This window comes from Pseudomonas syringae group sp. J254-4 (genome assembly GCF_032586855.1).
Taxonomy (GTDB): domain Bacteria; phylum Pseudomonadota; class Gammaproteobacteria; order Pseudomonadales; family Pseudomonadaceae; genus Aquipseudomonas; species Aquipseudomonas amygdali.
In genome coordinates, this window is record NZ_JAWHOO010000015.1 from 102,836 (window position 1) to 124,686 (window position 21,851).

Here is a 21,851-nt window from a genome sequence, read left to right on the forward strand (position 1 = left end):
CTGGCTGTACGAATCTTGAACGATGCAGCGAAGGCAGCAGGTGCCTGTCGAGACAATGGTCTGCCCGTTTTTTCAGTGCTATGACTGCACTCAGGGATCGTTTAAACGAATGGCGCGCACCGTTTCAAGTGCTCCATTCAAAGGAAAACTTCGGTGCCGTGAGCCAAGGAGGGAATGCATCTTTCAGGGTAAAAACCTTGAGGACGGCAACACGCGTCAGGTGCTGCCGACGGCCTTGTGCTCTTCAGCCAGGCAGGGCTCAGCGCCCGACTGAAGAGCAGCTATTTGCCATAGCGGCTGATGAACAGCGCGGCGCGTTTGGTCACCACGGGCAGCGAACTCAGATCGATGGTTTCATTCTCGCTGTGGGCACCCTGCCCCCACGCGCCAAGCCCGTCCAGGCTCGCCGTTACATATTTGTTCACATAGGAAATATCGGCACCGCCTCTTTCCGCTGACGGAGCCGATTCCAGTGCAGGTCCATCAAGGTCCTGGCTGACCTTGCTGTAGGCTTGCAGAAGTTTGCGATTACTTTCGCGATCAACCATGACCGGCATGATTGCCTTGATCTTCAACTCGCTATGGGTCTGTGGCAGCGAGTGACTGGCTATTTCCTGCAGGCGGGCTTCGGCGGAGCTTCGCTGTTCTTCACTGCTGAACCGCAGGTCGCCATGCACGGACACTATTCTGGCGATTGTGGTTTTTCTTCCCGAGGCAGTGCCTTGCCCGCTTGGTACATCTTCCTGGGCTGTGGCACCGCCCAGAATGAGCCCAGGGTTGATGGTCAAGCCTTGCTCACCGGAGAGTTTGGAGCGAATTTCATCAAGCACCCGGGCCGACTCGTACACCGCACCGAAACCGGTTTCAGGCTGAAAAATAGTCGCTGAGTGTTTGTCTATGCCGGTACTGGTCAGAAACCATTCGCTCAACCCTCTGCGTTCGGTGAGAGCCTGATTGGGCGACAAGGCGAATTCAAAGCCCAGTGCTATGTCACTTCTTTTGGCTTCGGCAATCAGCCATTCTCTGGAAATTTCAGTCGGCTTGGCCGCCAGCTCTTCGTCACCAACCAGGACCACAGAGATATTCATGTCCTGCAATGCGCCGCTGTGTTTCAGCGCCTGCAAGGCGTAAAGAATGGTGACCAGGCCGCCCTTGTCGTCGATCACTCCGGGGCCTTTGGCTTTTTTGCCGCCATCTATCAATGAATACTCCTGAAACTTGCTGGTGGCCGGAAACACCGTGTCCAGATGGCCTATCAGCAGAATTCGTTTCGCAGACTTGTTACCGTCATGCACCGCGACAAGGCTACCGGCATGGTTCATCCCTGCGGGCAGCTCGTGCCAACGGGTATCGAAGCCCAGCGCTTCCAACTCTGCCTTCATCAGATCACCGACCTTGACGACACCGTCCACGTTGTCCGTGCCGCTGTTGATGTTCACCAGTTTTTCAAGCAACGCGACCTGCTCGGCACTGTGACTGTCGACGTACGAAGTAATGCTCTGTTCATCGAGCATCGTTCCTGCCAATGCGCCATGGCAGAAAAACAAAGTCGTGAGCAGGGAAATACTTTTTTTCATGGAAGATAAACTCCGCTTGGCCATTAGTGATGACCGGGGCATTGCGCCCGGGATCTCATCAGATTGCCCACAAGGAGCGATGCTGTGCCGTCCTAAGTGTCGGGAAGGCTGATACGGTTCCATTGCGCCAGCAAGTGAACCACTATGAAGGCGGACGAACGGTAGTTGAATTTTTTTGGCCCGAAACAACGTCTGGACGGTGAGCCGAATAGCCAGCACAATCGGCTCACCTTATGAGCCGATTAAACCCGTATTCGGCTCACCTCAAAGGCATATCCAATGTCCGAACATCTCTGGATCTGGCAGCAGCCGGACTGGCCCCACTTCAACTGGAGCGATGAACGCATCGCGCCCTTGATACGAGCGTGCGCTAAAGCTCAAGGTCGCCTGCTGGGAATGAGCGGCGTAGTGAGTGGCGATGCCGAAATGCGCGAGGGCGTGGACACCCTGTTGCAGAATATTGTTACCTCGTCTGCCATCGAAGGCGAGCGACTGAATGTGGGCTCTGTCAGGTCTTCGTTGGCGCGTCGTCTGGGTATTGCCAATAACGGTAAACAAAACCCCCGCAGCGAGGGGTTGGCAGAGCTGATGCTGGACGCCACACGCAGGCACGATCAACCGCTTGACCTGCAACGCCTGTACACCTGGCATCGCTGGCTGTTCCCGGCAGAAGACAGCTTTGTATCCGCTCGCATCCTGGCAGGCCAGTTGCGTAGCGACGAGCCCATGCAGGTGGTCTCCGGGAGACTTGATAGACCGGTCGTGCATTTCGAAGCACCACCGCGCGCGGTGCTTGCGCAACAACTGGACGACTTCCTCGACTGGTTTGCCGCCAGTCAAAATGATCCGGGGCTAGATCCATTCGTGCGTGCCGGCATCGCACATTTCTGGTTTGTGACGCTGCATCCATTTGACGACGGTAATGGTCGCCTGACGCGGGCACTGACTGACCTGACGCTGACTCAGGGCGATCAACAAGCCATTCGGCTGTTTTCCATGTCTGCCAGCATCCTCGATGACCGCGCCGGGTATTACCATGTTCTGGAAACCAGCCAGAAACGTACAACCGATATCACCGAGTGGCTGGAATGGTTTTTGCGCACATTGCTGAACAGCATTGAGCATGCCCTGGTTCGTATCGAACGGGTGTTGGCCAAGACGCGATTCTGGCAGTTGCACAATGGTGACGGCTTGTCCGCCGAGCAGGTCAAGGTGTTGAATCGACTGCTTGATGGCGGCGAGCGGGGCTTTGAAGAAGGTCTGAGCGCCGCGCAGTATCAAGCGGTAGCGAAAGTCTCCAAGGCCACGGCGACCCGGCATTTAAGTGATCTGCTTGGCAGAAACTGCCTGACTCGTCTGCCCGGCGGCGGCCGCAGCACTCGCTACCAGATCAATCGGCCCTTGCCATAAGGGCTGCAGAATCTGAGAGGGCTACTAGCCCTTCAAGCGCGCGGCACTGGTAGCATCGACCGTAGCGTCCAACTCTGCACACAGGACACGCCATATAAATGTAGGCCTGAGCCATCAGAAGTCCTCCGGCTTGCTTCTGGGCAGGCGAACGCGCTTGCGGTCGGCCGCTTCAAGCTGTTCGACGCTAAACGACTCGTCGTCTCGCAGCCCCTGAAACAAGCGCTCTGACACACCCAGCCCCCAGACCACCAGCATGAAGTCGCGCAGCGATACGCCGTCTGCGCTGCCTGCTTCGATGCGTCGAAATGTACGCAGCGAAATGCCCAGCCGCTCGGCAAGATCCACTTGCCGAACGCCCTGTTGTAGCCGGGCCTGCTTTACCAGCAGGGCAATCCGCAACAGCGTGTCGCTGCATTGAACGGGGAAAAAAGCTTTCATGAGCAGTTACCAGCGAGCAGGCGCGGGGGTTCAAGGAATCACAAAGTAGCAAGCTTGCAGGCTTGAACCTGTAGATAATAGATCATGAAAGTACACATTAATGACCATAAAGCCTCATATAAAGGCATCTTAAAAAGTGCTGGATTTCATCCTTACTGAATTCAGATCGTCATTCCTACCGCTTGAATCCACGATGTCATGTTCACTGATCGCCAACATACACCACCCATCTCCTCTCAAAATGTGGCTTACTGAGACCTGCCATCATCCAATCAGGGAATCTCTTCCCTACCCTCGCGGTCTCTTAACGCATGACGAATTCGCGCTCTGCTTTCATACCCTCCTGGCTTCGCCCTGTTCTGCGTCCGCTGCTGGACCCGTATCGCCGTTATCGGCATGCGCGGCTGATCCACGCGGCGCGAATTGCGGTGGGCTTGCTGGTGACGATTCTGTTGACCACGGGCCTCAATCTGCCCCATGGCGAGTGGGCGTCGGTGACGATGCTGATCGTGATCGGCGGTTTGCAGCACCACGGCAATATCGGCAAAAAATCAGTCGAGCGCGCCTACGGAACGTTGATTGGGGCTGGTCTTGGCCTGATCGTGGTGGTCCAGCAGGGCTATCTGGAAATGCCGTTGCTGACCTACGCGATGATGTCGGTGCTGTGCGGTTTTTTTGCCTATCACGCTATCGGCAAAGGCGGTTACACCGCGTTGCTGTCGGCGATAACGCTGTTTATCGTGGCTGGTCATGGCTACAACCCGATCAGTGACGGGTTGTGGCGCACAGTAGATATTTTGATCGGTATCGCGCTGGCGCTGGCCTTCTCCTTCGCCCTGCCGCTGTATGCCGTGTTTTCCTGGCGCTACAACCTGGCCAGTGGCTTGCGTGATTGCGCCAAGGTCTATGGACGCATCGTGCAAGGCCAGCCGGTCACCGCAGACGAGCATCTCAAGCTGACCGCCAGGCTCAACGCCACGATGCTGCAATTGCGCTCACTGCTGCCGTCGGTTTCCAAGGAAGTGAAGATGTCCATGGTCGAACTGGACGCCATTCAAGGCCATTTCCGCATGTGCCTGAGCACCCTGGAAATTCTTGCCAATATTCGCCCCGCCGATCTGGATAAAGTGGCGGGCGAGTCGTTGAAGACTTCGCTGGATAACGATTACCGGCAGATCCGTCGTCAGTTGATCGGCATGGCTCGCGCGCTGCAAACCGGCGCAACCGAGCGTCTGGTACGCACATCAGAAAGCGCTCCCGCGCAGCCGGTCATTCCAGCCGAGTTGATGGGCTATCACTTGATGACTCAGCAACTGGCACAGAACCTGGATGGCCTGCAGGCACGTCTGGCCAAGACCGCCAAACGCTGGAAGTTTTAAGGAAATACCCGTGCCCGATACCCGCCCGCCCGTGCTGGACGAAATTGATCGCCAGTTGATCGCAGCGCTGCAAATCAATGCACGCGAAAGCGTTGCCATGCTCGCCCGTCAACTGGGCATCGCCCGCACCACCGTTACCTCCCGGCTGGCACGCCTGGAAAGCAGCAAGGTGATTACCGGCTATGGCGTGCGCCTTGGCCAGCGAGTGGTCAGTGGCGGATTGCAGGCGTATGTCGGCATTACCGTGCAACCTCGATCGGGCAAGGAAGTGTTGCGGCGGCTGAGTGCCATGGCGCAGGTTCAGCAACTCTGTGCGGTGAGTGGCGAGTTCGATTATGTCGCCTGGCTGCGCACGGACTCTCCCGAGCAACTGGACCAGCTACTGGACCTGATCGGCAGCGTGGATGGTGTCGAGAAGACCACGACATCGATCATCCTCAGCAGCAAGATCGACCGCGGGCAACCGGTATAAGCAAGCCGTGGCTGAACAGAACCATACAATATGACCAAAATTTTCGTCAATTCGCATAAACAAACAGCATAACGACGACACTTTGCGTCTTATTTACGTGCTCACCCTTCTCTAGACTGTTGTTTTTCGCCGTTGCCCATCAAGGTCCGTCATGAAGAACAACCGTCACCCTGCCAACGGCAAAAAGCCGATCACCATGTTCGGCCCCGACTTCCCCTTTGCCTTCGATGACTGGATCGAACACCCGAAAGGTCTGGGCAGTATCCCGGCTGAAAATCATGGCGCGGAAGTAGCGATTATCGGTGCCGGTATCGCCGGGCTGGTGGCGGCCTACGAGCTGATGAAGATGGGCCTCAAGCCAGTGGTTTACGAAGCCTCCAAGATGGGTGGGCGGTTGCGTTCGCAAGAGTTTGAAGGTGCCAAAGGCATCGTTGCCGAACTGGGCGGCATGCGTTTTCCGGTGTCATCGACCGCATTCTTTCATTACGTCGACAAACTGGGCCTTGAGTCCAGGCCCTTTCCCAACCCGCTGACCGCCGCTTCAGGCAGCACCGTCATCGACCTGGAAGGCACCACCTATTACGCACAAATGCTCTCGGATCTGCCGGCGCTGTTTCAGGAAGTGGCCGACGCCTGGGCCGACGCACTGGAAAGCGGCTCGCAGTTCGGTGACATCCAGCAGGCTATCCGTGACCGTGATGTGCCGCGCCTCAAAGAGCTGTGGAACAAGCTGGTGCCGCTGTGGGACGACCGCACCTTCTACGATTTCGTCGCGACGTCCAAGGCCTTCGCCAAACTGTCTTTCTATCATCGCGAGGTGTTCGGTCAGGTAGGCTTCGGCACCGGCGGCTGGGACTCGGATTTCCCCAACTCGATGCTGGAAATCTTCCGCGTGGTGATGACCAATTGCGATGAGCACCAGCACCTGATCGTCGGCGGCGTGCAGCAGGTGCCGGTCGGTTTGTGGAGCCACGTGCCCGAGCGTTGCGCGCACTGGCCCAAGGGCACCAGCCTGTCTTCGCTGCACCGTGGCGCACCGCGTCCTGGCGTAAAACGTATTGCTCGGGCCGAGGACGGAAGCTTTTCCGTGACTGACAACTGGGGCGACACCCGGCAATACGCAGCCGTGCTGACCACCTGCCAGAGCTGGCTGCTGACCACGCAGATCGAATGCGAAGAATCGTTGTTCTCGCAAAAAATGTGGATGGCCCTGGACCGCACTCGCTACATGCAATCCTCGAAGACTTTCGTGATGGTCGACCGTCCGTTCTGGAAAGACAAGGACCCGGAAACCGGTCGCGATCTGATGAGCATGACCCTCACCGATCGCCTGACCCGTGGCACGTACCTGTTCGATAACGGTGACGACAAGCCGGGCGTGATCTGCCTGTCTTACTCGTGGATGAGCGATGCGCTGAAGATGCTGCCGCAGCCTATCGAGAAGCGTGTGAAGCTGGCGCTTGATGCGCTGAAGAAGATCTATCCGAAAGTGGACATCGCAGCGCGCATCATCGGCGACCCAATCACCGTTTCCTGGGAGGCCGACCCGCACTTCCTGGGTGCCTTCAAGGGTGCGCTGCCGGGGCATTACCGCTATAACCAGCGCATGTACGCGCACTTCATGCAGCAGGACATGCCCAGCGAACAGCGCGGCATGTTCATAGCCGGTGACGATGTATCCTGGACACCGGCCTGGGTTGAAGGCGCAGTGCAGACTTCGCTCAACGCCGTGTGGGGCATCATGAACCACTTCGGTGGCAAGACTCACGCCGAGAACCCAGGCCCCGGTGACGTGTTCCATGAAATCGGCCCGATTGCACTGGGCGACTGACAGAAGGAAGCTCCCATGCGCATTGCGCTGTATCAATGCTCGCCGTTGCCGCTGGATGTCAGCGGCAACCTGACGCGTCTGGAACACCAGGCCCAGACTGTCGCAGAGCAAGGGGCACAGCTGCTCATCTGCCCGGAGATGTTCCTGACTGGCTACAACATCGGTGCACAGGCAGCCAGTGAACTGGCGCAAGCGCAGGACGGTCCGGCGGCGACACGCATTGCCGCCATCGCGCAAGCCAGCGGCATTGCGATTCTGTACGGCTACCCGGAGCGCGGGCCTGATCAGCAGATCTACAACGCCGTGCAGTTGATCGACAGCCAGGGCACACGTCTGTGCAACTACCGCAAGACCCATCTGTTCAGTGAGCTGGACAGGTCGATGTTCGCAGCAGGCGAGGATCATTACCCGGTGGTCGAATTGAACGGCTGGCGTCTGGGCATGCTGATTTGCTACGACGTGGAGTTCCCTGAAAACACCCGTCGGCTCGCGCTGGCAGGGGCCGAGCTGATACTGGTGCCGACCGCGAACATGCTGCCTTACGACTTTGTCTGTGAAGTGACCGTACGGGCGCGAGCGTTCGAGAACCACTGCTACGTGGTGTACGCCAACTATTGCGGCAGCGAAGGCGAGATTCGTTACTGCGGGCTCAGCAGCCTCTGCGCACCGGACGGCAGCCGCCCACTGCTGGCATGTCAGGACGAAGGCTTGCTGGTGGGGACGCTGGACAAGGCATTGCTGGCCCAGGCCAGGACGGTGAACGACTATTTCGTTGATCGTCGGCCGGGGCTGTATACGTCGCTGACTTGATCCCGAGGCGTCACGCTCGGCGCTCCTACACTGGAGTGACGATCTCGACTATCGTGCGACGCTCCGCGTCGGCATGCAGTTCTGGAAGCTCCGCGTCCTGCCTTGGTTCAGCCATGCTCGCGAACTTCGCCGGTTATCCGCTAGCATGACGCTTTGCATTCCCTGCTGCCGTGGACACCCTCATGCCTGCCCCGCCTTCCTCTGACATCAAACGCCTCACGCTGGCCAACGGCCTGAATGTGGTGCTGTGTCATGAGCCGCGCCTCAAGCGCTGCGCGGCCTCATTGCGCGTCGCGGCGGGCAGCCATGATGCGCCGCGGGCCTGGCCGGGGCTGGCGCATTTTCTGGAGCATCTGTTGTTCCTCGGCACCGAGCGTTTCCCTGCCAGCGAAAACCTGATGACGTTCGTGCAGCGCCATGGCGGTCAGGTCAATGCCAGCACACGCGAACGCACCACTGACTTCTTCTTTGAGCTGCCGCAGGCGGTCTTTGCCCAAGGGCTGGAGCGACTGTGCGAGATGCTTGCCCGGCCGCGCATGAGCATGGCCGATCAACTGCGCGAGCGCGAAGTGCTGCACGCCGAGTTCATCGCCTGGGTCGGCGATAGCGCAGCACGCGATCAGGCGCACCGGCTGGCACCGATCAATCCACTGCATCCACTGCGCGGCTTTCATGCGGGCAATCGTTACAGCCTGTCAGTGCCCAACCCGGCTTTTCAGCAAGCGTTGAAAGACTTTTGCCGAGGCTTCTATCAGGCCGGACAGATGACCCTGTGCCTGAGTGGGCCGCTACCAATCGCCGAGCTGGAAACGCTGGCAATCAACCATGGCGCAATGTTCGCCAGTGGTGTGAAGGTCATACAGCAACCGCCTCCACCGCTGATTGCCAATCGACCAAAGGCTGACGAGCAAAACCACCTGCTGTTTGCCTTTGAGGACTTGCCGGAAAAGTCTGACGAAGCAGTAGCGTTCTTCTGTCACTGGCTTAATGCAGCTCAGCCGGGCGGACTGATTGCCGAGCTGGTCGACAGGGGCTTTGCCAGCTCATTGAAAGCCGCACCGCTGTACCAGTTCGGCGGACAGCTCTTGATTGATATCGAATTGAAAAATGCCCTTGCGAACACTCTCACCCTCAACAGCCTGTTTTTCAGCTGGCTCGATTTTTTCAAGGCTCACTGGCCGGTGCTGGTCGAGCAATATCAACGCCTCGAACAACGCCGCCTGCACATGCTCGGTGCGTTGGCGCTGGCACATCATTACTGTCGCGAGACGCCTGCGCAGTTAAGCGAGCAAGGCCAAGAGGCATTGCGCGTGCTGCTTGAACATTTCACGCCCGACGCGCTGGTCAGTTCCGCATTCGCCGATACCCACAGCATCGAGCAGGTCAATTGGCGTTTGCCAGCGCCGAATCCGTTTCTCGGTACGGTACTCAACAACAGCGATGAAGCCGCGTTTTATCTGCGTTGGGAACTGCCCTCCCCGCAGCCAGCCCTCTGGCGGATGCTCGATGCAGGGCTCAAGCCATTGATCGAAGACGCACGTCAGGCTGGTGTGGCCCTGACGTTCAGTGCTTACGGGCCTTATTGGCAGCTTCAACTGAACGGCCTGCGCGAGCCGATGGTTGCGGTTATCGAACACGCTCTGCATCGCTTGCAGCACCCTGAGCCCGCATCGCTGGCAGGCGACGAACCTGAGCTGATTCCGATTCGTCAGTTGCTCAAACAGCTTGCTGATCATTACCTGAGCAGCGAACCGCAGCTGACGGTTGGCGATCTGCCGAGCGTATGGGCGGCTTCGCGCTGGATCAGCTTCGCGAGTGGCTTGTGTGCGGCCAGCCAGCCCCTGATAGACGCCACATTGAAAGCAGCACCGGGCGTTCGGCAATCAGACTCACCAACGCTGCCCGCCACTCGCCCTGGCAAGCGCTGGGCGACTGAAGCGTCGTCCTCGTCGGAAGACGCGGTGCTGGTGTTTTGCCCGGCCCCTACGGCCTCCGTTGCAGATGAAGCTGCCTGGCGGCTGCTCGCGCACGTGTCACAAGCGCCCTTCTACCAGCGGCTGCGGGTCGAGCTGCAATTGGGTTACGCCGTGTTCAGTGGCACCAGGCAGATCAGCGGAAGGACCGGGCTACTGTTTGGCGTTCAATCGCCCTCATGCGACGCAGAGCAACTTTTTCAGCACATTGAAGCGTTCATCGGCAGCTTGCCCGAGCGGGTTCGCGATGCAGATGTGCCTGAGCAGATAAAAGCCCTTTCAGCCCAATTTGAGCCGTTGAGCATGCCGGACCAGCAGCAGGCAGACATGCAGTGGCAAGCGCATCTTGCCGGGCATCAGGGTAGCCACTCGCAGGCGCTGCAATGTGCTCTGTCAAATCTGGATACACACTCGTTACTCGCTGCTGCGGAGCAACTGACCAATGCCACTGACGGCTGGCTGATCGTGGCCAATCGCCCTGCCAGCGCGGCCATCCCGCTATCCTTACCTGAACGGTAATGGTCTTTCCTGCAGATTCCAGTCCTGCGCAATTGTTAAATTGAGTAACATAGCTCCCTAACTATCTGAACGTATGCCTTCAGCGATGCACTAAGATGTAGTCACCAACCGCAGCACTTATCCGAGGAGATTTTTATGTCGTGGACTAAACCTGCTTACACTGATCTGCGTATCGGTTTTGAAGTCACCATGTACTTCGCAAGCCGTTGATTTCAGTGCGCTGTGAAGCCTCGGTTCGCCGGGGCTTTTTTTATGGTTGTGGCTGTTTTTTATTTCAGAACGTGTGCCAGGAGCTGTCATGTACATCCAGATTCTAGGTTCTGCTGCTGGCGGTGGATTCCCCCAGTGGAACTGCAACTGCGTCAATTGCGCAGGTTTTCGCGACGGCAGCCTGCGTGCCCATGCGCGGACCCAGTCGTCCATTGCGCTGTCCGACGACGGCATAAACTGGGTGCTGTGCAACGCCTCACCGGATATCCGTGCGCAACTGCAGGGCTTTGCGCCGATGCAGCCCGGGCGCGCCTTGCGCGACACCGGCATCAGCGCCATTGTGCTGATGGACAGCCAGATCGACCACACCACCGGTTTGCTCAGCCTGCGCGAAGGCTGCCCGCACCAGGTCTGGTGTACCGACATGGTCCATGAAGACCTGAGCACCGGCTTCCCGTTGTTCGAAATGCTCAAGCACTGGAACGGCGGCCTGACCTGGAACCGCATCGAGTTACAGGGCAGCTTCGTGATCCCCGCCTGCCCGAACCTGCGTTTCACGCCCTTCCCGCTGCGCAGCGCCGCACCACCTTATTCGCCGCACCGTTTCGACCCGCATCCGGGCGACAACATCGGCCTGCTGGTCGAAGACACCCGCACCGGCGGCAAGCTGTTCTACGCGCCGGGCCTGGGCAAGGTCGATGAAGCACTGGCCGAGAAAATGCGTGACGCCGACTGCCTGCTGGTCGACGGCACAATGTGGGACGACGACGAAATGCAGCGCCGTGGCGTGGGCACGCGTACCGGCCGGGAAATGGGCCATCTGGCACAGAACGGCCCCGGTGGCATGCTGGAAGTCCTCGAAGGCTTTCCCGAGCAGCGCAAGGTGCTTATCCACATCAACAACACCAACCCGATTCTCGACGAAGACTCCCCGGAACGCGCGGAGCTGGTTCGTCGCAACGTCGAAGTGGCCTTCGACGGCATGAGCATCGAGCTTTAGGAGCTGACATGAGCGAATCGACTGCGCTGTCCCCCGCCGAATTCGAACAGGCCTTGCGCGCCAAGGGCGCCTATTACCACATCTACCACCCGTTCCATGTGGCGATGTACGAGGGCCGCGCGACCCGCGAGCAGATTCAGGGCTGGGTCGCCAACCGCTTCTACTATCAGGTGAACATTCCGCTCAAGGACGCAGCGATTCTGGCCAACTGTCCGGATCGCGAGATCCGTCGCGAGTGGATTCAGCGCTTGCTTGACCATGACGGTGCGCCCGGCGAAGACGGCGGCATCGAGGCCTGGCTGCGCCTCGGCCAGGCCGTGGGGCTGGACCCGGACCAACTGCGCTCGCAGGAACTGGTGCTGCCGGGTGTACGTTTTGCCGTTGACGCTTACGTAAATTTCGCCCGCCGCGCCAACTGGCAGGAAGCGGCCAGCAGCTCGCTGACCGAACTGTTCGCACCGCAGATCCACCAGTCACGCCTGGACAGCTGGCCGCAGCATTACCCGTGGATCGACCCGGCCGGCTACGAGTATTTCCGCACTCGCCTGGGCCAGGCCCGACGCGACGTGGAACACGGCCTCGCCATCACGTTACAGCACTACACTACGTATGAAGGCCAGCAGCGCATGCTGGAAATCCTGCAGTTCAAGCTCGATATCCTGTGGAGCATGCTCGATGCGATGTCCATGGCCTACGAGTTGAACCGCCCGCCGTATCACAGCGTTACAGACAAAAAGGTCTGGCATAAGGGGATTACGCTATGAAGCACGATCCGCAGTTCCGAGCGTTGACACCCAAATGGCATCAAGGCTATCGCTTTCAGTACGAGCCTGCGCAAAAGGCGCATGTGGTGCTTTACCCTGAGGGCATGATCAAACTCAATGATAGCGCTGCCCTGATTGGCGGGCTGATCGATGGCAAGCGCACCATCACCGCCATCATTCATGAGCTTCAGCAGCAGTTCCCCAATGTTCCCGAACTGGGCATGGACGTAGACGAGTTCATGGAAGGCGCCAAAAAGAAAAACTGGATCGATCTTGTCTGACCTGGCCCCCGTCACCAACACCCCGTACATACCGCCCACTCCCGAGGTCGGGCTGCCCCTGTGGCTGCTCGCCGAGCTGACCTATCGCTGCCCGTTGCAGTGCCCGTATTGTTCCAACCCGCTGGACTTCGCCAAACAGGGCCAGGAACTGACCACCGAGCAGTGGTTCAAGGTCATGCAGGAAGCGCGGGAGATGGGCGCGGCGCAGATCGGCTTTTCAGGCGGCGAACCGCTGGTGCGCCAGGACCTTGCCGAGTTGATCGCCGAGGCGCGGCGTCTGGGTTTCTACACCAACCTGATCACCTCGGGCATCGGCCTTACCGAAGAGAAGATCGTCGCCTTCAAGGAAGCGGGCCTGGACCACATCCAGATCAGCTTTCAGGCCAGCGACGAGCAGGTCAACAACATGCTCGCCGGCTCGAAAAAAGCCTTCGCGCAAAAGCTGGAAATGGCCCGCGCGGTGAAAAAGCACGGCTATCCGATGGTGCTGAATTTCGTCACCCATCGGCACAACATCGACCGCATCGACAAGATCATCGAGCTGTGTCTGGCGCTTGAAGCGGACTTCGTCGAACTGGCCACCTGTCAGTTCTATGGCTGGGCGCACCTGAATCGCCTCGGCCTGCTGCCGACCAAAGATCAACTGGTCCGCGCCGAAGCCGTTACCAATGAATACCGCGCCCGTCTGGAGGCAGAGAATCATCCGTGCAAACTGATTTTCGTCACGCCTGATTATTACGAAGAGCGTCCCAAGGCGTGCATGAACGGCTGGGGCAATATCTTCCTGACCGTGACGCCGGATGGCACCGCACTGCCCTGCCACGGCGCGCGGCAGATGCCGATCCAGTTCCCCAACGTGCGCGATCACAGCATGCAGCACATCTGGTACGACTCGTTCGGCTTCAATCGCTTCCGCGGTTACGACTGGATGCCCGAGCCGTGCCGTTCGTGTGACGAGAAGGAAAAGGACTTCGGCGGTTGTCGCTGCCAGGCCTTCATGCTGACCGGCGACGCCGCCAATGCCGACCCGGTGTGCAGCAAGTCCTACCATCACGGGATCATCACTCAGGCTCGTGACGAGTCCGAAACCGCTACTCAAACCATTGAAGAGCTGGCCTTTCGTAATGACCGAAACTCACGACTCATCGCAAAATCCTCCTGAACGCCTGAGCGCCGCACAAGCGGTTGCCGCAGGCGTCGACTTCGCCGAACTGGATGTCAGCTCGGCGGGCCTTTTCTGGAACGAATACCGCCCCGAAGACGGCGCCTGTCGTATCTGGCACTGGTACGCGAACAGCAAGCGCTGCCTGACGCCACAAGGCTTCAGCGTTCGCAGCCGGGTGTATGAATACGGTGGTGGTTCGTTCTGTCTGGCCGACGACGCGCTGGTGTTCGTCAATGAGCGCGACCAGCAATTGTACCGCCAGACGCTGGACGCCAGCGCGCCGGTTGCGCTGACGGAGGGCGACAAGCGTTATGGCGGCCTGTTCTTCAGCGGTGGTCAGATTCTCGCCGTTGAAGAAGACCACAATACGCATCGGCTGGTCGCTATCGATCTGGCTGACGGGCAACGCCGATTGCTGGCAGAAGGCGCGGACTTCTACGCAGCGCCGATCATCAGCGCCGACGGCAAACGCTTGGCCTGGATCGAATGGCAACGCCCGCATCAGCCGTGGACCAGCACCAGGTTGATGTGTGCAGCGAGACAAGACGACGGCCACTGGGGCACTGCGCAGTGTGTTGCAGGCGACGGCGCGCAAGAGTCACTGCAACAACCGCGCTTCGATGCCCACGGGCGGCTGTATTGCCTGACTGACCGCGCGGGCTTCTGGCAGCCGTGGGGTGAATCGCCTTCAGGGTTTGCGCCGCTGCCCGCCAGCCCGGCCGATCACGCTTCCGCGCCTTGGCAACTGGGCAGCTGCACCTGGCTGCCGATCAACGATGGCTATCTGGCGAGCTGGATCGAAGACGGCTCCAGTGTTCTGGGGCTTTGTCAGGCTGACGGCAGCGTCGAGGATTTCAGCGTTGGTTACAGCCGCTTTCGCAGCCTCGCCATTGACGAAGAGTTCGTGTATTGCATCGCGGCATCCGCGGTGAGCACATCTGCCGTACTGGCTATTTCTCGCCATGACGCCGGTGTGCAGGTGCTTGCCGGGGGAGGCTCGCCGCTGCCGCCCGAACTGATCAGCCGCCCTCAGCCGCTGCGTTATCCCAGCGGTGGAGCCGAGGCCTACGGCTATTTCTACCCGGCCATGACCGGCGCGCAAAAGCCGCCACTGGTGGTGTTCATCCACGGCGGCCCGACTTCCGCCTGCTACCCGGTGCTGGACCCGCGTATTCAATACTGGACACACCGCGGCTTCGCCGTGGCAGACCTCAATTATCGCGGCAGCAGCGGCTACGGTCGCGTCTACCGGCAAGGCCTGCACCTGACATGGGGCGTGGCGGACGTGGAAGACGCCTGTGCGGTTGTCACGCATCTGGCGGGGCGTGGCCTGATTGACCAAGGACAGGCCTTCATTCGCGGCGGCAGCGCAGGCGGTTACACCACGCTTTGTGCATTGGCCTTCAAGGATGTGTTTCGTGCAGGGGCCAGTCTGTATGGCGTCAGCGACCCGGTGGCGCTGGCCAGGGCCACGCATAAATTCGAGGGCGATTACCTGGACTGGCTGATCGGCGACCCGGACAAGGACATCGAGCGCTACCAGGACCGAACGCCGCTGTTGCACGCAGACAGAATCAAGGTGCCGGTGATTTTCTTTCAAGGCGAGCTGGATGCCGTGGTAGTGCCCGAACAGACCCGGGCCATGCTCAAAGCCCTGCAAGACAACGGTATCAAGACTGAAGCGCACTTCTACGCAGACGAGCATCATGGATTCCGCAAAGCGAGTAACCTGGCAGATGCTCTGGAGAAGGAATGGCGTTTTTATCGGGATGTGCTTGATGCCTGATCAAGCCGTGTGATCGTTCCCGCAGCAGGGAACGATCAACGAGTGCGACAAGGTCTTACTTACGCGAGACGATGATGTAGATCGCGTGGATGATTCCCGGGATGTAACCCAGCAGGGTCAGCAGGATATTCAGCCAAAAAGCGCCGGCAAAGCCTACTTGCATGAACACGCCTACCGGGGGCAGCAGAATGGCGAAAATGATACGAATGATGTCCATGGAAAGCTCCTGATTGAATTGGCTCTGATTGGCCATACAGCTAATCGACCCTTGCCGTCGGTGAGGGTTCAACCGGCTCTGGCACGACGCCATTATTCTTTCTCGGGAGATGACTGCCACACGCATGGGTAGTGCATGCGCAAGACAGAATTCTGCGGGCAGGGAAAACCGAATCGTTAAAACGCAGACAAAGAAAACCCCGCCTAAGCGGGGCTTTCCAGACTGTTTCCCTGATTTCCCTTTCACCCCACCGTCCTGGCAGGCTTCCCTACGTGTCCCTGTTATGTCTTGTTGCGCGTCCTGCGCTACGTCCATGGGTGAAGATTAACTTTGGATCCCTTTTTTGGGAAGAGGCCAATGTGCACTACGTCGTGTAAGTTAATGCTTACACGACTTTTTCAAGTCAGAATTGTGACGCCTCCAGCAGGAACAGCGATTCGCTGCCAGCACGCACCGAAGCATCCAGCGAGTGGATACGTGGCAGCAGGCGCGCGAAGTAGAAGCGTGCGGTGCCCAGCTTGCTCGCATAGAACTCCTCCTGCTGCTCTTTACCGAGCGCTGCCTTGGCCATCATCGCCCACATGTAGGCGTAGGCGGTGTAACCAAACAGATGCAGATACTCCACGGATGCAGCGCCGATTTCATTGGGGTTGCCGCGCGAGCGGTCCAGCACCCAGCCAGTCAGCTCATCCAGCATGTTCAAGGCTTTTGCCAGCGGCTGGGTGAACTCGTTGAGTGCGCTATTTGCGCCATTGATGAACTGGCGCACTTCATCCGAAAACAACTGATAGAACGCGCCGTTCGAACCGACGATCTTGCGCCCCACCAGGTCCAGCGCCTGAATGCCGTTGGTGCCCTCGTAGATCTGCGTGATGCGCACGTCACGCACTAGTTGCTCTTGGCCCCACTCGCGGATGTAACCGTGGCCGCCGAAAACCTGCTGGCCATGCACGGTGGTTTCCAGACCGATATCACTCAGGAACGCCTTGGCGACCGGGGTCAACAGCGCCACCAGATCATCGGCACGCTTGCGCGCGATATCGTCTTCGCTGAACTTGGCGATATCCAGTTGCAGGGCTACGTAGCTGGAAAACGCCCGACCGCCTTCGTTGAACGCCTTCATGGTCAGGAGCATGCGACGCACGTCAGGATGGACGATGATCGGGTCAGCAGCCTTGTCCTTGTTCTGCGCACCGGTCGGGGCACGGCTCTGCAGACGGTCCTGCGCATACTCGACGGCGGCCTGATAAGAGCGCACGCCAGAGGCCAGGCCCTGGATACCGACGCCGAGGCGCTCGTAGTTCATCATCGTGAACATCGCCGCCAGCCCTTTGTTCGGTTCGCCGATCAGGTAACCAGTGGCGGCGTCGAAGTTCATCACACACGTTGCAGACGCCTGGATGCCCATCTTGTGCTCGATCGAGCCACAGCTGACGGTGTTGCGCTCGCCAAGGCTGCCGTCGTCGCCGACCATGAACTTGGGCACCAGAAACAGCGAAATGCCTTTCGGCCCAGGCGGTGCATCCGGCAGCTTGGCCAAGACCAGATGAATGATGTTTTCGGTCAGGTCGTGTTCGCCGCCGGTGATGAAAATCTTGCTGCCGGTGATCTTGTAGGCACCGTCAGCCTGCGGTTCGGCCCGGGTGCGAATGATGCCCAGGTCAGTACCTGCGTGGGCCTCGGTCAGGCACATCGAACCGGCCCAGACGCCTGAATACATATTGGGCAGAAATTTGGTCTTGAGCGCTTCGCTGGCGTGGGTGTCTATCGATACGCAGGCGCCGGACGTGAGCATCGCGTACAGACCGAACGCCAGGCTGGCAGAGTTGAGCATCTCTTCGACCTGGGCCGACACCACCTTGGGCATGCCCATGCCGCCAAACTCGGGATTGCCGCCTACACCGACCCAGCCGCCCTCAGCGTAGGTCTTATAGGCCTCGGGGAAACCTGCAGGTGTGGTGACGACGGTGTCCTTCCAGTGGCAGCCCTCCTCGTCACCGTTACGGCTCAGCGGCGCAATGGTCTTGCTGGTCACTTTACCGGCTTCTTCGAGAATGGCTTCGACCGTTTCAGCGTCGACTGTTTCGGCCAGCTCGGGCAGTTGAGCCCAGAGCTTTGAAACCTCGAAGACTTCATTGAGGACGAAGCGCATATCGCGCAGTGGCGCTTTGTAGTCAGCCATGGCAAACCTCGTGAACACGGTGCGAAATTCTGTTGGAGGCTGATCGATGCATGCACAGACGCAGATCAGCAGTCGAGTTTCACGAGTCTACCCGAACAACATTTCAGAGACATAGGGTCGTGTCATGACTGAATAGTCACGACAGGTCACGGGAAATAGCAGGATTGCCTCAGGTGGCCGCTTCGGTCGTACGAACAGCACCGCGCCGGTTCAACTGCCCATAAGCGACCACGCAGTTGCGCCCGGCCCCCTTGGCCGCATACAGCGCCTGGTCAGCACTCTTGAGCACCTCTTCCGGCGTGCGATGTTCAGGCTGGCGTTCGGCAACGCCGATACTGACCGTTACCGACACGCTGCCTGCCTGCGCTCCACCACGGCGTTGTCGGCCTTGCTGATCATCCTGAGGACGACTGTCCTTGTTGCGCAGCTGAATCTCGTAATTGGCGATGGTCTCGCGGATGGCTTCCAGATGCGGCATGCATTCATCAATGCTCTTGGCGGCAAACACGATGGCGAACTCTTCGCCACCATAGCGATACGCCTTGCCACCACCGTTGGTGATTTTCGACAGCTTGCTGGCCACCAGACGCAGCACCTGATCACCCACATCGTGGCCGTGGGTGTCGTTGAATTTCTTGAAGTGATCGACGTCGCTCATCGCCAGCACGTAGTTGCGTCCCAGACGCTGCATGCGCTCATTGAGCGCCCGGCGACCAGGCAGTCCAGTCAGTTCATCCCGGAAGGCCATCTGATATGCCTCGTGAGCCACGGCGGCGGCAATCATCAGCATTACCTGACTGCAGAGGATATTCAGCGTGAACGGCAGGATGAAGGTTTTCGGCAGTGCCCAGAACAACCCCAGCAGGCCGACAATCTGCGCGGCGTGCAGCGGTCGCGGTTTTTCCAGGTATTGCCAGATCAACACCCCGAATGACACCAGAAACATGGCATAGGACAGCTGAATCAGACTCATCCATGCGCCATGCAGCGCAGGCCAGCGGATGTCGGCCAGCCAGACTTGCAATTCGACCGGATAACTCTGTTCAAGACCCAGTGCCACGCTGCCTACCGCCACCAATACCGCAAGCCGCGCGACCATGTCCTGAAACAGATGCGTACGCTCTTCCCACGCGGCATACAGCCCGAACAGCACCGGCAGCAGCAGGCAGACCAGGTGGAAAATCACCGCCGCATCCTCACGGACCTTGCCGTTATCACGGTAAAAGTCGGTCTGGGTATCCAGCAGGTAGTAGGCGATATACACCGTGAGCATCAGAAACAGCTCGCGCTGACGCCGGTAAACACAGCAATACGCACCGCCCAACAGCAGGACCAGCGTGGGCAGAACATTGAAAAGCGATGTGAAGAAGACGTTCAGGTCCTTTACGTACGCAGCCGCAAGCCCCGCCACCAGCAGACCCAGTGAAGGCAAAAAATGACTCAATCGCGCAACTGATGGACGCAACAAAAGGGGTTATCTCCTACCCGGCATCTGAATGAATGGCTGGCCTGATGGCATTGTGCCCTCCGCCAGCGAACAATGCATCGGCAGGATCAATAAACGAGCTACTTTCTGTAACGGCAGGAGGTGGGAAATGTTTATTGCGGAAGTCGCGGGCGTTGGTGCTATCTGTATCTCGGACCGGATTGAATAGCGCCCCATGGCTGTGATGTGACGCAGAGCGTCACGAAATGCATCACCACACGGAGCGTGGGAACGAGCATTATCGGGGTGTCAGCGCTCCCCCAAGTCTTGTTGGGATTAGTGTTAACAATGAGCCAAAACGCACCCATAAAAAAACCGCCTGATCAGCGATCAGGCGGTTTTTTTCATTACCGCAGCGAAGCTTAGTAAGCCAGGCCGAAGTCTTCTTCTTTCATGTCCATCAGGTTGGCAGCGCCCGACAGGATGGCTGCAACGTGTGTGCGAGTGCGCGGCAGGATGCGCTGGAAGTAGAAACGCGCGGTCTGGATCTTGGCGCGGTAGAACGCCTCGTCCGATGTACCGGCAGCCAGCTTCTCGGCCGCAAGACGCGCCATGTCGGCCCAGAAATAAGCCAGGCAGGCATAACCGGAGAACATGATGTAGTCCACCGAAGCGGCGCCGACTTCTTCGCGATCCTTCATGGCCGCCATGCCGACTTTCAGGGTCAGATCGCCCCACTCCTTGTTCAGCGCGGACAACGGCGTCACGAATTCCTGAACGGCTTCGTTACCCTCATTGCCCTGACAGAACTTGTGGACGATCTTGGTGAAGCCCTTGAGCGCTTCGCCCTGGGTCATCAGCACTTTACGGCCCAGCAGGTCAAGAGCCTGAATGCCAGTGGTGCCTTCGTACAGCATCGAAATCCGGCTGTCGCGAACGTTCTGTTCCATGCCCCACTCGGCAATGAAACCGTGACCGCCGTAGATCTGCACACCGTGGTTGGCGGCTTCAAAGCCCACTTCGGTCATGAAGGCCTTGGCAATCGGCGTCATGAACGCCAGCAAGGCGTCGGCGGCTTTCTTTTGCTCAGGGTCTTCGCTGTACTTGACGATATCGACCTGTTTGGCCGTGAAGTACACCATGGCACGCGTGCCTTCGGCGAAAGCCTTCATGGTCAGCAGCATGCGGCGCACGTCTGGATGGACGATGATCGGGTCAGCGGCCTTGTCCGGTGCTTTAGGGCCGGTCAACGAACGCATCTGCAGACGGTCACGGGCATATTGCAGACCACCCTGGAAAGCCACTTCGGCATGCGCCAGACCTTGCAGTGCAGTGCCCAGACGCGCGGTGTTCATGAACGTGAACATGCAGTTCAGGCCCTTGTTCGGCGGGCCGATCAGGTAGCCGGTAGCGCCGTCGAAGTTCATCACGCAGGTAGCGTTGCCGTGGATGCCCATCTTGTGTTCGATGGAGCCACAGTTAACCGCGTTGCGCTCACCGATGCTGCCATCAGCCGCCGAGAGGAACTTGGGCACAATGAACAGCGAAATGCCTTTGGTGCCAGCCGGTGCGTCCGGCAGACGTGCCAGCACGATGTGGACGATGTTATCGGCCATGTCGTGTTCGCCAGCGGAAATGAAAATCTTGGTGCCGGTGACCTTGTAAGTCCCGTCAGCCTGAGGTTCAGCCCTGGTGCGCAGCATGCCCAGGTCAGTGCCGCAGTGAGATTCGGTCAGGCACATGGTGCCGGTCCATTCGCCGGAGACCAGCTTGGTCAGGTAGGCGTCCTGCTGCTCGGGGGTGCCGTGCTCGGAGATGGTGTTCATCGCACCATGCGACAGGCCAGGGTACATGCCCCACGACCAGTTCGCTTCGCCGACCATCTCGCTGACCGCCAGACCCAGCGACTCGGGCAAGCCCTGGCCGCCATGCGCAACGTCATGCGCCAGACTCGGCCAACCGCCCTCGACAAATTGCTTGTAAGCCTGTTTGAAACCGGTCGGTGTCTTCACGCCCGACTCGCTCCAGGTGCAGCCCTCGGTATCGCCCACCCGGTTCAGCGGTGCCAGAACCTGCTCGCAGAACTTGGCACCCTCTTCGAGAATGGCGTCGACCATGTCCGGGGTGGCGTCATGACAGGCTGGCAGACTTTGATAGTGCGCTTCATAACCGAGCAGCTCATCACGGACGAAACGAATATCACGCAAGGGGGCCTTGTAGTCAGGCATAGCGATAAACCTCTGCTGATGAATCCTGGAACGAATGACCGGGCGGTCGCTGAAAGCATAGCCTCAAGCACCAGACAATCTCGTATGCCTTGCGGTCAAACAGGTGTTTGAAACATACGTTTACGCCTAAACCTTGTCAATAGCGAAGCGCGCACCATTCGTCCACGGCCCATGCATAAGCCA

At 58.9% G+C, this 21,851-nt stretch carries 18 protein-coding genes; 12 read left to right on the forward strand and 6 right to left on the reverse strand.

What is annotated here, in order from left to right; all coding sequences use genetic code 11:
* Positions 1 to 281: 281 nt before the first annotated feature.
* Complete coding sequence (locus RYB09_RS18295; protein WP_122280265.1) at positions 282 to 1,577, reverse strand: M20 family metallopeptidase; 1,296 nt, start codon at positions 1,575 to 1,577, stop codon at positions 282 to 284.
* A gap of 279 nt (positions 1,578 to 1,856) precedes the next feature.
* On the opposite strand from RYB09_RS18295, the gene RYB09_RS18300 reads away from it, so the two are divergent.
* Positions 1,857 to 2,987 carry a Fic family protein gene (locus tag RYB09_RS18300; RefSeq protein ID WP_057404992.1) on the forward strand — a complete coding sequence of 377 codons (1,131 nt, stop codon included), beginning with the start codon at positions 1,857 to 1,859 and terminating at the stop codon, positions 2,985 to 2,987.
* Between the two features lie 114 nt (positions 2,988 to 3,101).
* Here RYB09_RS18300 and RYB09_RS18305 read toward each other — a convergent pair whose 3' ends face one another.
* The gene (locus RYB09_RS18305) at positions 3,102 to 3,425 is read right to left on the reverse strand and encodes a helix-turn-helix domain-containing protein (protein WP_004654729.1); all 324 of its coding nucleotides are present in this window, start codon (positions 3,423 to 3,425) and stop codon (positions 3,102 to 3,104) included.
* A gap of 311 nt (positions 3,426 to 3,736) precedes the next feature.
* Between RYB09_RS18305 and RYB09_RS18310 the strand changes: the two genes are divergently transcribed.
* The 11 genes from RYB09_RS18310 to RYB09_RS18360 all read left to right on the forward strand — a co-directional run bounded on the left by RYB09_RS18310 (position 3,737) and on the right by RYB09_RS18360 (position 15,615).
* Positions 3,737 to 4,804, forward strand: a complete 1,068-nt coding sequence (locus tag RYB09_RS18310) for an FUSC family protein (protein ID WP_058401007.1) — start codon at positions 3,737 to 3,739, stop codon at positions 4,802 to 4,804.
* Positions 4,805 to 4,814: 10 nt separating this feature from the next.
* Entirely contained in the window at positions 4,815 to 5,276 is a 462-nt protein-coding gene (locus RYB09_RS18315; RefSeq protein WP_002555556.1) for an Lrp/AsnC family transcriptional regulator, read from the forward strand.
* A 151-nt stretch (positions 5,277 to 5,427) separates the two neighbouring features.
* Positions 5,428 to 7,107, forward strand: a complete 1,680-nt coding sequence (locus RYB09_RS18320) for a flavin monoamine oxidase family protein (protein WP_005735082.1) — start codon at positions 5,428 to 5,430, stop codon at positions 7,105 to 7,107.
* Positions 7,108 to 7,122: 15 nt separating this feature from the next.
* Positions 7,123 to 7,917 (forward strand): carbon-nitrogen hydrolase family protein, encoded by a 795-nt coding sequence (locus RYB09_RS18325; RefSeq protein WP_316889651.1) that lies wholly within the window; start codon positions 7,123 to 7,125, stop codon positions 7,915 to 7,917.
* Positions 7,918 to 8,099: 182 nt separating this feature from the next.
* Positions 8,100 to 10,409 carry a pyrroloquinoline quinone biosynthesis protein PqqF gene (pqqF, locus tag RYB09_RS18330; protein WP_316889652.1) on the forward strand — a complete coding sequence of 770 codons (2,310 nt, stop codon included), beginning with the start codon at positions 8,100 to 8,102 and terminating at the stop codon, positions 10,407 to 10,409.
* Between the two features lie 135 nt (positions 10,410 to 10,544).
* The gene (gene pqqA / locus RYB09_RS18335) at positions 10,545 to 10,619 is read left to right on the forward strand and encodes a pyrroloquinoline quinone precursor peptide PqqA (protein WP_003422658.1); all 75 of its coding nucleotides are present in this window, start codon (positions 10,545 to 10,547) and stop codon (positions 10,617 to 10,619) included.
* An 88-nt stretch (positions 10,620 to 10,707) separates the two neighbouring features.
* Positions 10,708 to 11,619, forward strand: coding sequence for a pyrroloquinoline quinone biosynthesis protein PqqB (pqqB, locus tag RYB09_RS18340; protein WP_003411817.1), 912 nt, complete (start codon positions 10,708 to 10,710; stop codon positions 11,617 to 11,619).
* 8 nt (positions 11,620 to 11,627) lie between these two features.
* Positions 11,628 to 12,383 (forward strand): pyrroloquinoline-quinone synthase PqqC, encoded by a 756-nt coding sequence (gene pqqC / locus RYB09_RS18345; RefSeq protein ID WP_230017004.1) that lies wholly within the window; start codon positions 11,628 to 11,630, stop codon positions 12,381 to 12,383.
* Positions 12,380 to 12,664 (forward strand): pyrroloquinoline quinone biosynthesis peptide chaperone PqqD, encoded by a 285-nt coding sequence (pqqD, locus tag RYB09_RS18350; protein WP_002555562.1) that lies wholly within the window; start codon positions 12,380 to 12,382, stop codon positions 12,662 to 12,664. The genes pqqC and pqqD overlap by 4 nt, the downstream gene beginning before the upstream one ends.
* Positions 12,657 to 13,826 carry a pyrroloquinoline quinone biosynthesis protein PqqE gene (gene pqqE / locus RYB09_RS18355; RefSeq protein WP_122280269.1) on the forward strand — a complete coding sequence of 390 codons (1,170 nt, stop codon included), beginning with the start codon at positions 12,657 to 12,659 and terminating at the stop codon, positions 13,824 to 13,826. The genes pqqD and pqqE overlap by 8 nt, the downstream gene beginning before the upstream one ends.
* Positions 13,789 to 15,615 (forward strand): S9 family peptidase, encoded by a 1,827-nt coding sequence (locus RYB09_RS18360; protein WP_316889655.1) that lies wholly within the window; start codon positions 13,789 to 13,791, stop codon positions 15,613 to 15,615. The genes pqqE and RYB09_RS18360 overlap by 38 nt, the downstream gene beginning before the upstream one ends.
* 55 nt (positions 15,616 to 15,670) lie before the next feature.
* Here the strand turns inward: RYB09_RS18360 and RYB09_RS18365 are convergent, their stop codons facing one another.
* The 4 genes from RYB09_RS18365 to RYB09_RS18380 form a co-directional block, all read right to left on the reverse strand.
* The gene (locus RYB09_RS18365; protein ID WP_002555565.1) at positions 15,671 to 15,832 is read right to left on the reverse strand and encodes a YqaE/Pmp3 family membrane protein; all 162 of its coding nucleotides are present in this window, start codon (positions 15,830 to 15,832) and stop codon (positions 15,671 to 15,673) included.
* A gap of 403 nt (positions 15,833 to 16,235) precedes the next feature.
* Positions 16,236 to 18,014 carry an acyl-CoA dehydrogenase C-terminal domain-containing protein gene (locus RYB09_RS18370; protein WP_058409540.1) on the reverse strand — a complete coding sequence of 593 codons (1,779 nt, stop codon included), beginning with the start codon at positions 18,012 to 18,014 and terminating at the stop codon, positions 16,236 to 16,238.
* Between the two features lie 169 nt (positions 18,015 to 18,183).
* Entirely contained in the window at positions 18,184 to 19,482 is a 1,299-nt protein-coding gene (locus RYB09_RS18375; protein ID WP_122259571.1) for a sensor domain-containing diguanylate cyclase, read from the reverse strand.
* Positions 19,483 to 19,862: 380 nt separating this feature from the next.
* Complete coding sequence (locus RYB09_RS18380) at positions 19,863 to 21,668, reverse strand: phenylacyl-CoA dehydrogenase (protein WP_122259570.1); 1,806 nt, start codon at positions 21,666 to 21,668, stop codon at positions 19,863 to 19,865.
* Positions 21,669 to 21,851 lie beyond the last annotated feature (183 nt).

What these genes read in the sequence shown, in the direction of transcription:
- RYB09_RS18305 (WP_004654729.1), bottom strand. Translation starts at nt 3,425, where the DNA reads ATGAAAGCTTTTTTCCCCGTTCAATGCAGCGACACGCTGTTGCGGATT.
- pqqB (WP_003411817.1), top strand. Translation starts at nt 10,708, where the DNA reads ATGTACATCCAGATTCTAGGTTCTGCTGCTGGCGGTGGATTCCCCCAG.
- RYB09_RS18295 (WP_122280265.1), bottom strand. Translation starts at nt 1,577, where the DNA reads ATGAAAAAAAGTATTTCCCTGCTCACGACTTTGTTTTTCTGCCATGGC.
- RYB09_RS18300 (WP_057404992.1), top strand. Translation starts at nt 1,857, where the DNA reads ATGTCCGAACATCTCTGGATCTGGCAGCAGCCGGACTGGCCCCACTTC.
- pqqC (WP_230017004.1), top strand. Translation starts at nt 11,628, where the DNA reads ATGAGCGAATCGACTGCGCTGTCCCCCGCCGAATTCGAACAGGCCTTG.
- RYB09_RS18380 (WP_122259570.1), bottom strand. Translation starts at nt 21,668, where the DNA reads ATGCCTGACTACAAGGCCCCCTTGCGTGATATTCGTTTCGTCCGTGAT.
- RYB09_RS18325 (WP_316889651.1), top strand. Translation starts at nt 7,123, where the DNA reads ATGCGCATTGCGCTGTATCAATGCTCGCCGTTGCCGCTGGATGTCAGC.
- RYB09_RS18370 (WP_058409540.1), bottom strand. Translation starts at nt 18,014, where the DNA reads ATGGCTGACTACAAAGCGCCACTGCGCGATATGCGCTTCGTCCTCAAT.
- pqqF (WP_316889652.1), top strand. Translation starts at nt 8,100, where the DNA reads ATGCCTGCCCCGCCTTCCTCTGACATCAAACGCCTCACGCTGGCCAAC.
- RYB09_RS18365 (WP_002555565.1), bottom strand. Translation starts at nt 15,832, where the DNA reads ATGGACATCATTCGTATCATTTTCGCCATTCTGCTGCCCCCGGTAGGC.
- RYB09_RS18320 (WP_005735082.1), top strand. Translation starts at nt 5,428, where the DNA reads ATGAAGAACAACCGTCACCCTGCCAACGGCAAAAAGCCGATCACCATG.
- RYB09_RS18310 (WP_058401007.1), top strand. Translation starts at nt 3,737, where the DNA reads ATGACGAATTCGCGCTCTGCTTTCATACCCTCCTGGCTTCGCCCTGTT.
- RYB09_RS18360 (WP_316889655.1), top strand. Translation starts at nt 13,789, where the DNA reads ATGACCGAAACTCACGACTCATCGCAAAATCCTCCTGAACGCCTGAGC.
- pqqD (WP_002555562.1), top strand. Translation starts at nt 12,380, where the DNA reads ATGAAGCACGATCCGCAGTTCCGAGCGTTGACACCCAAATGGCATCAA.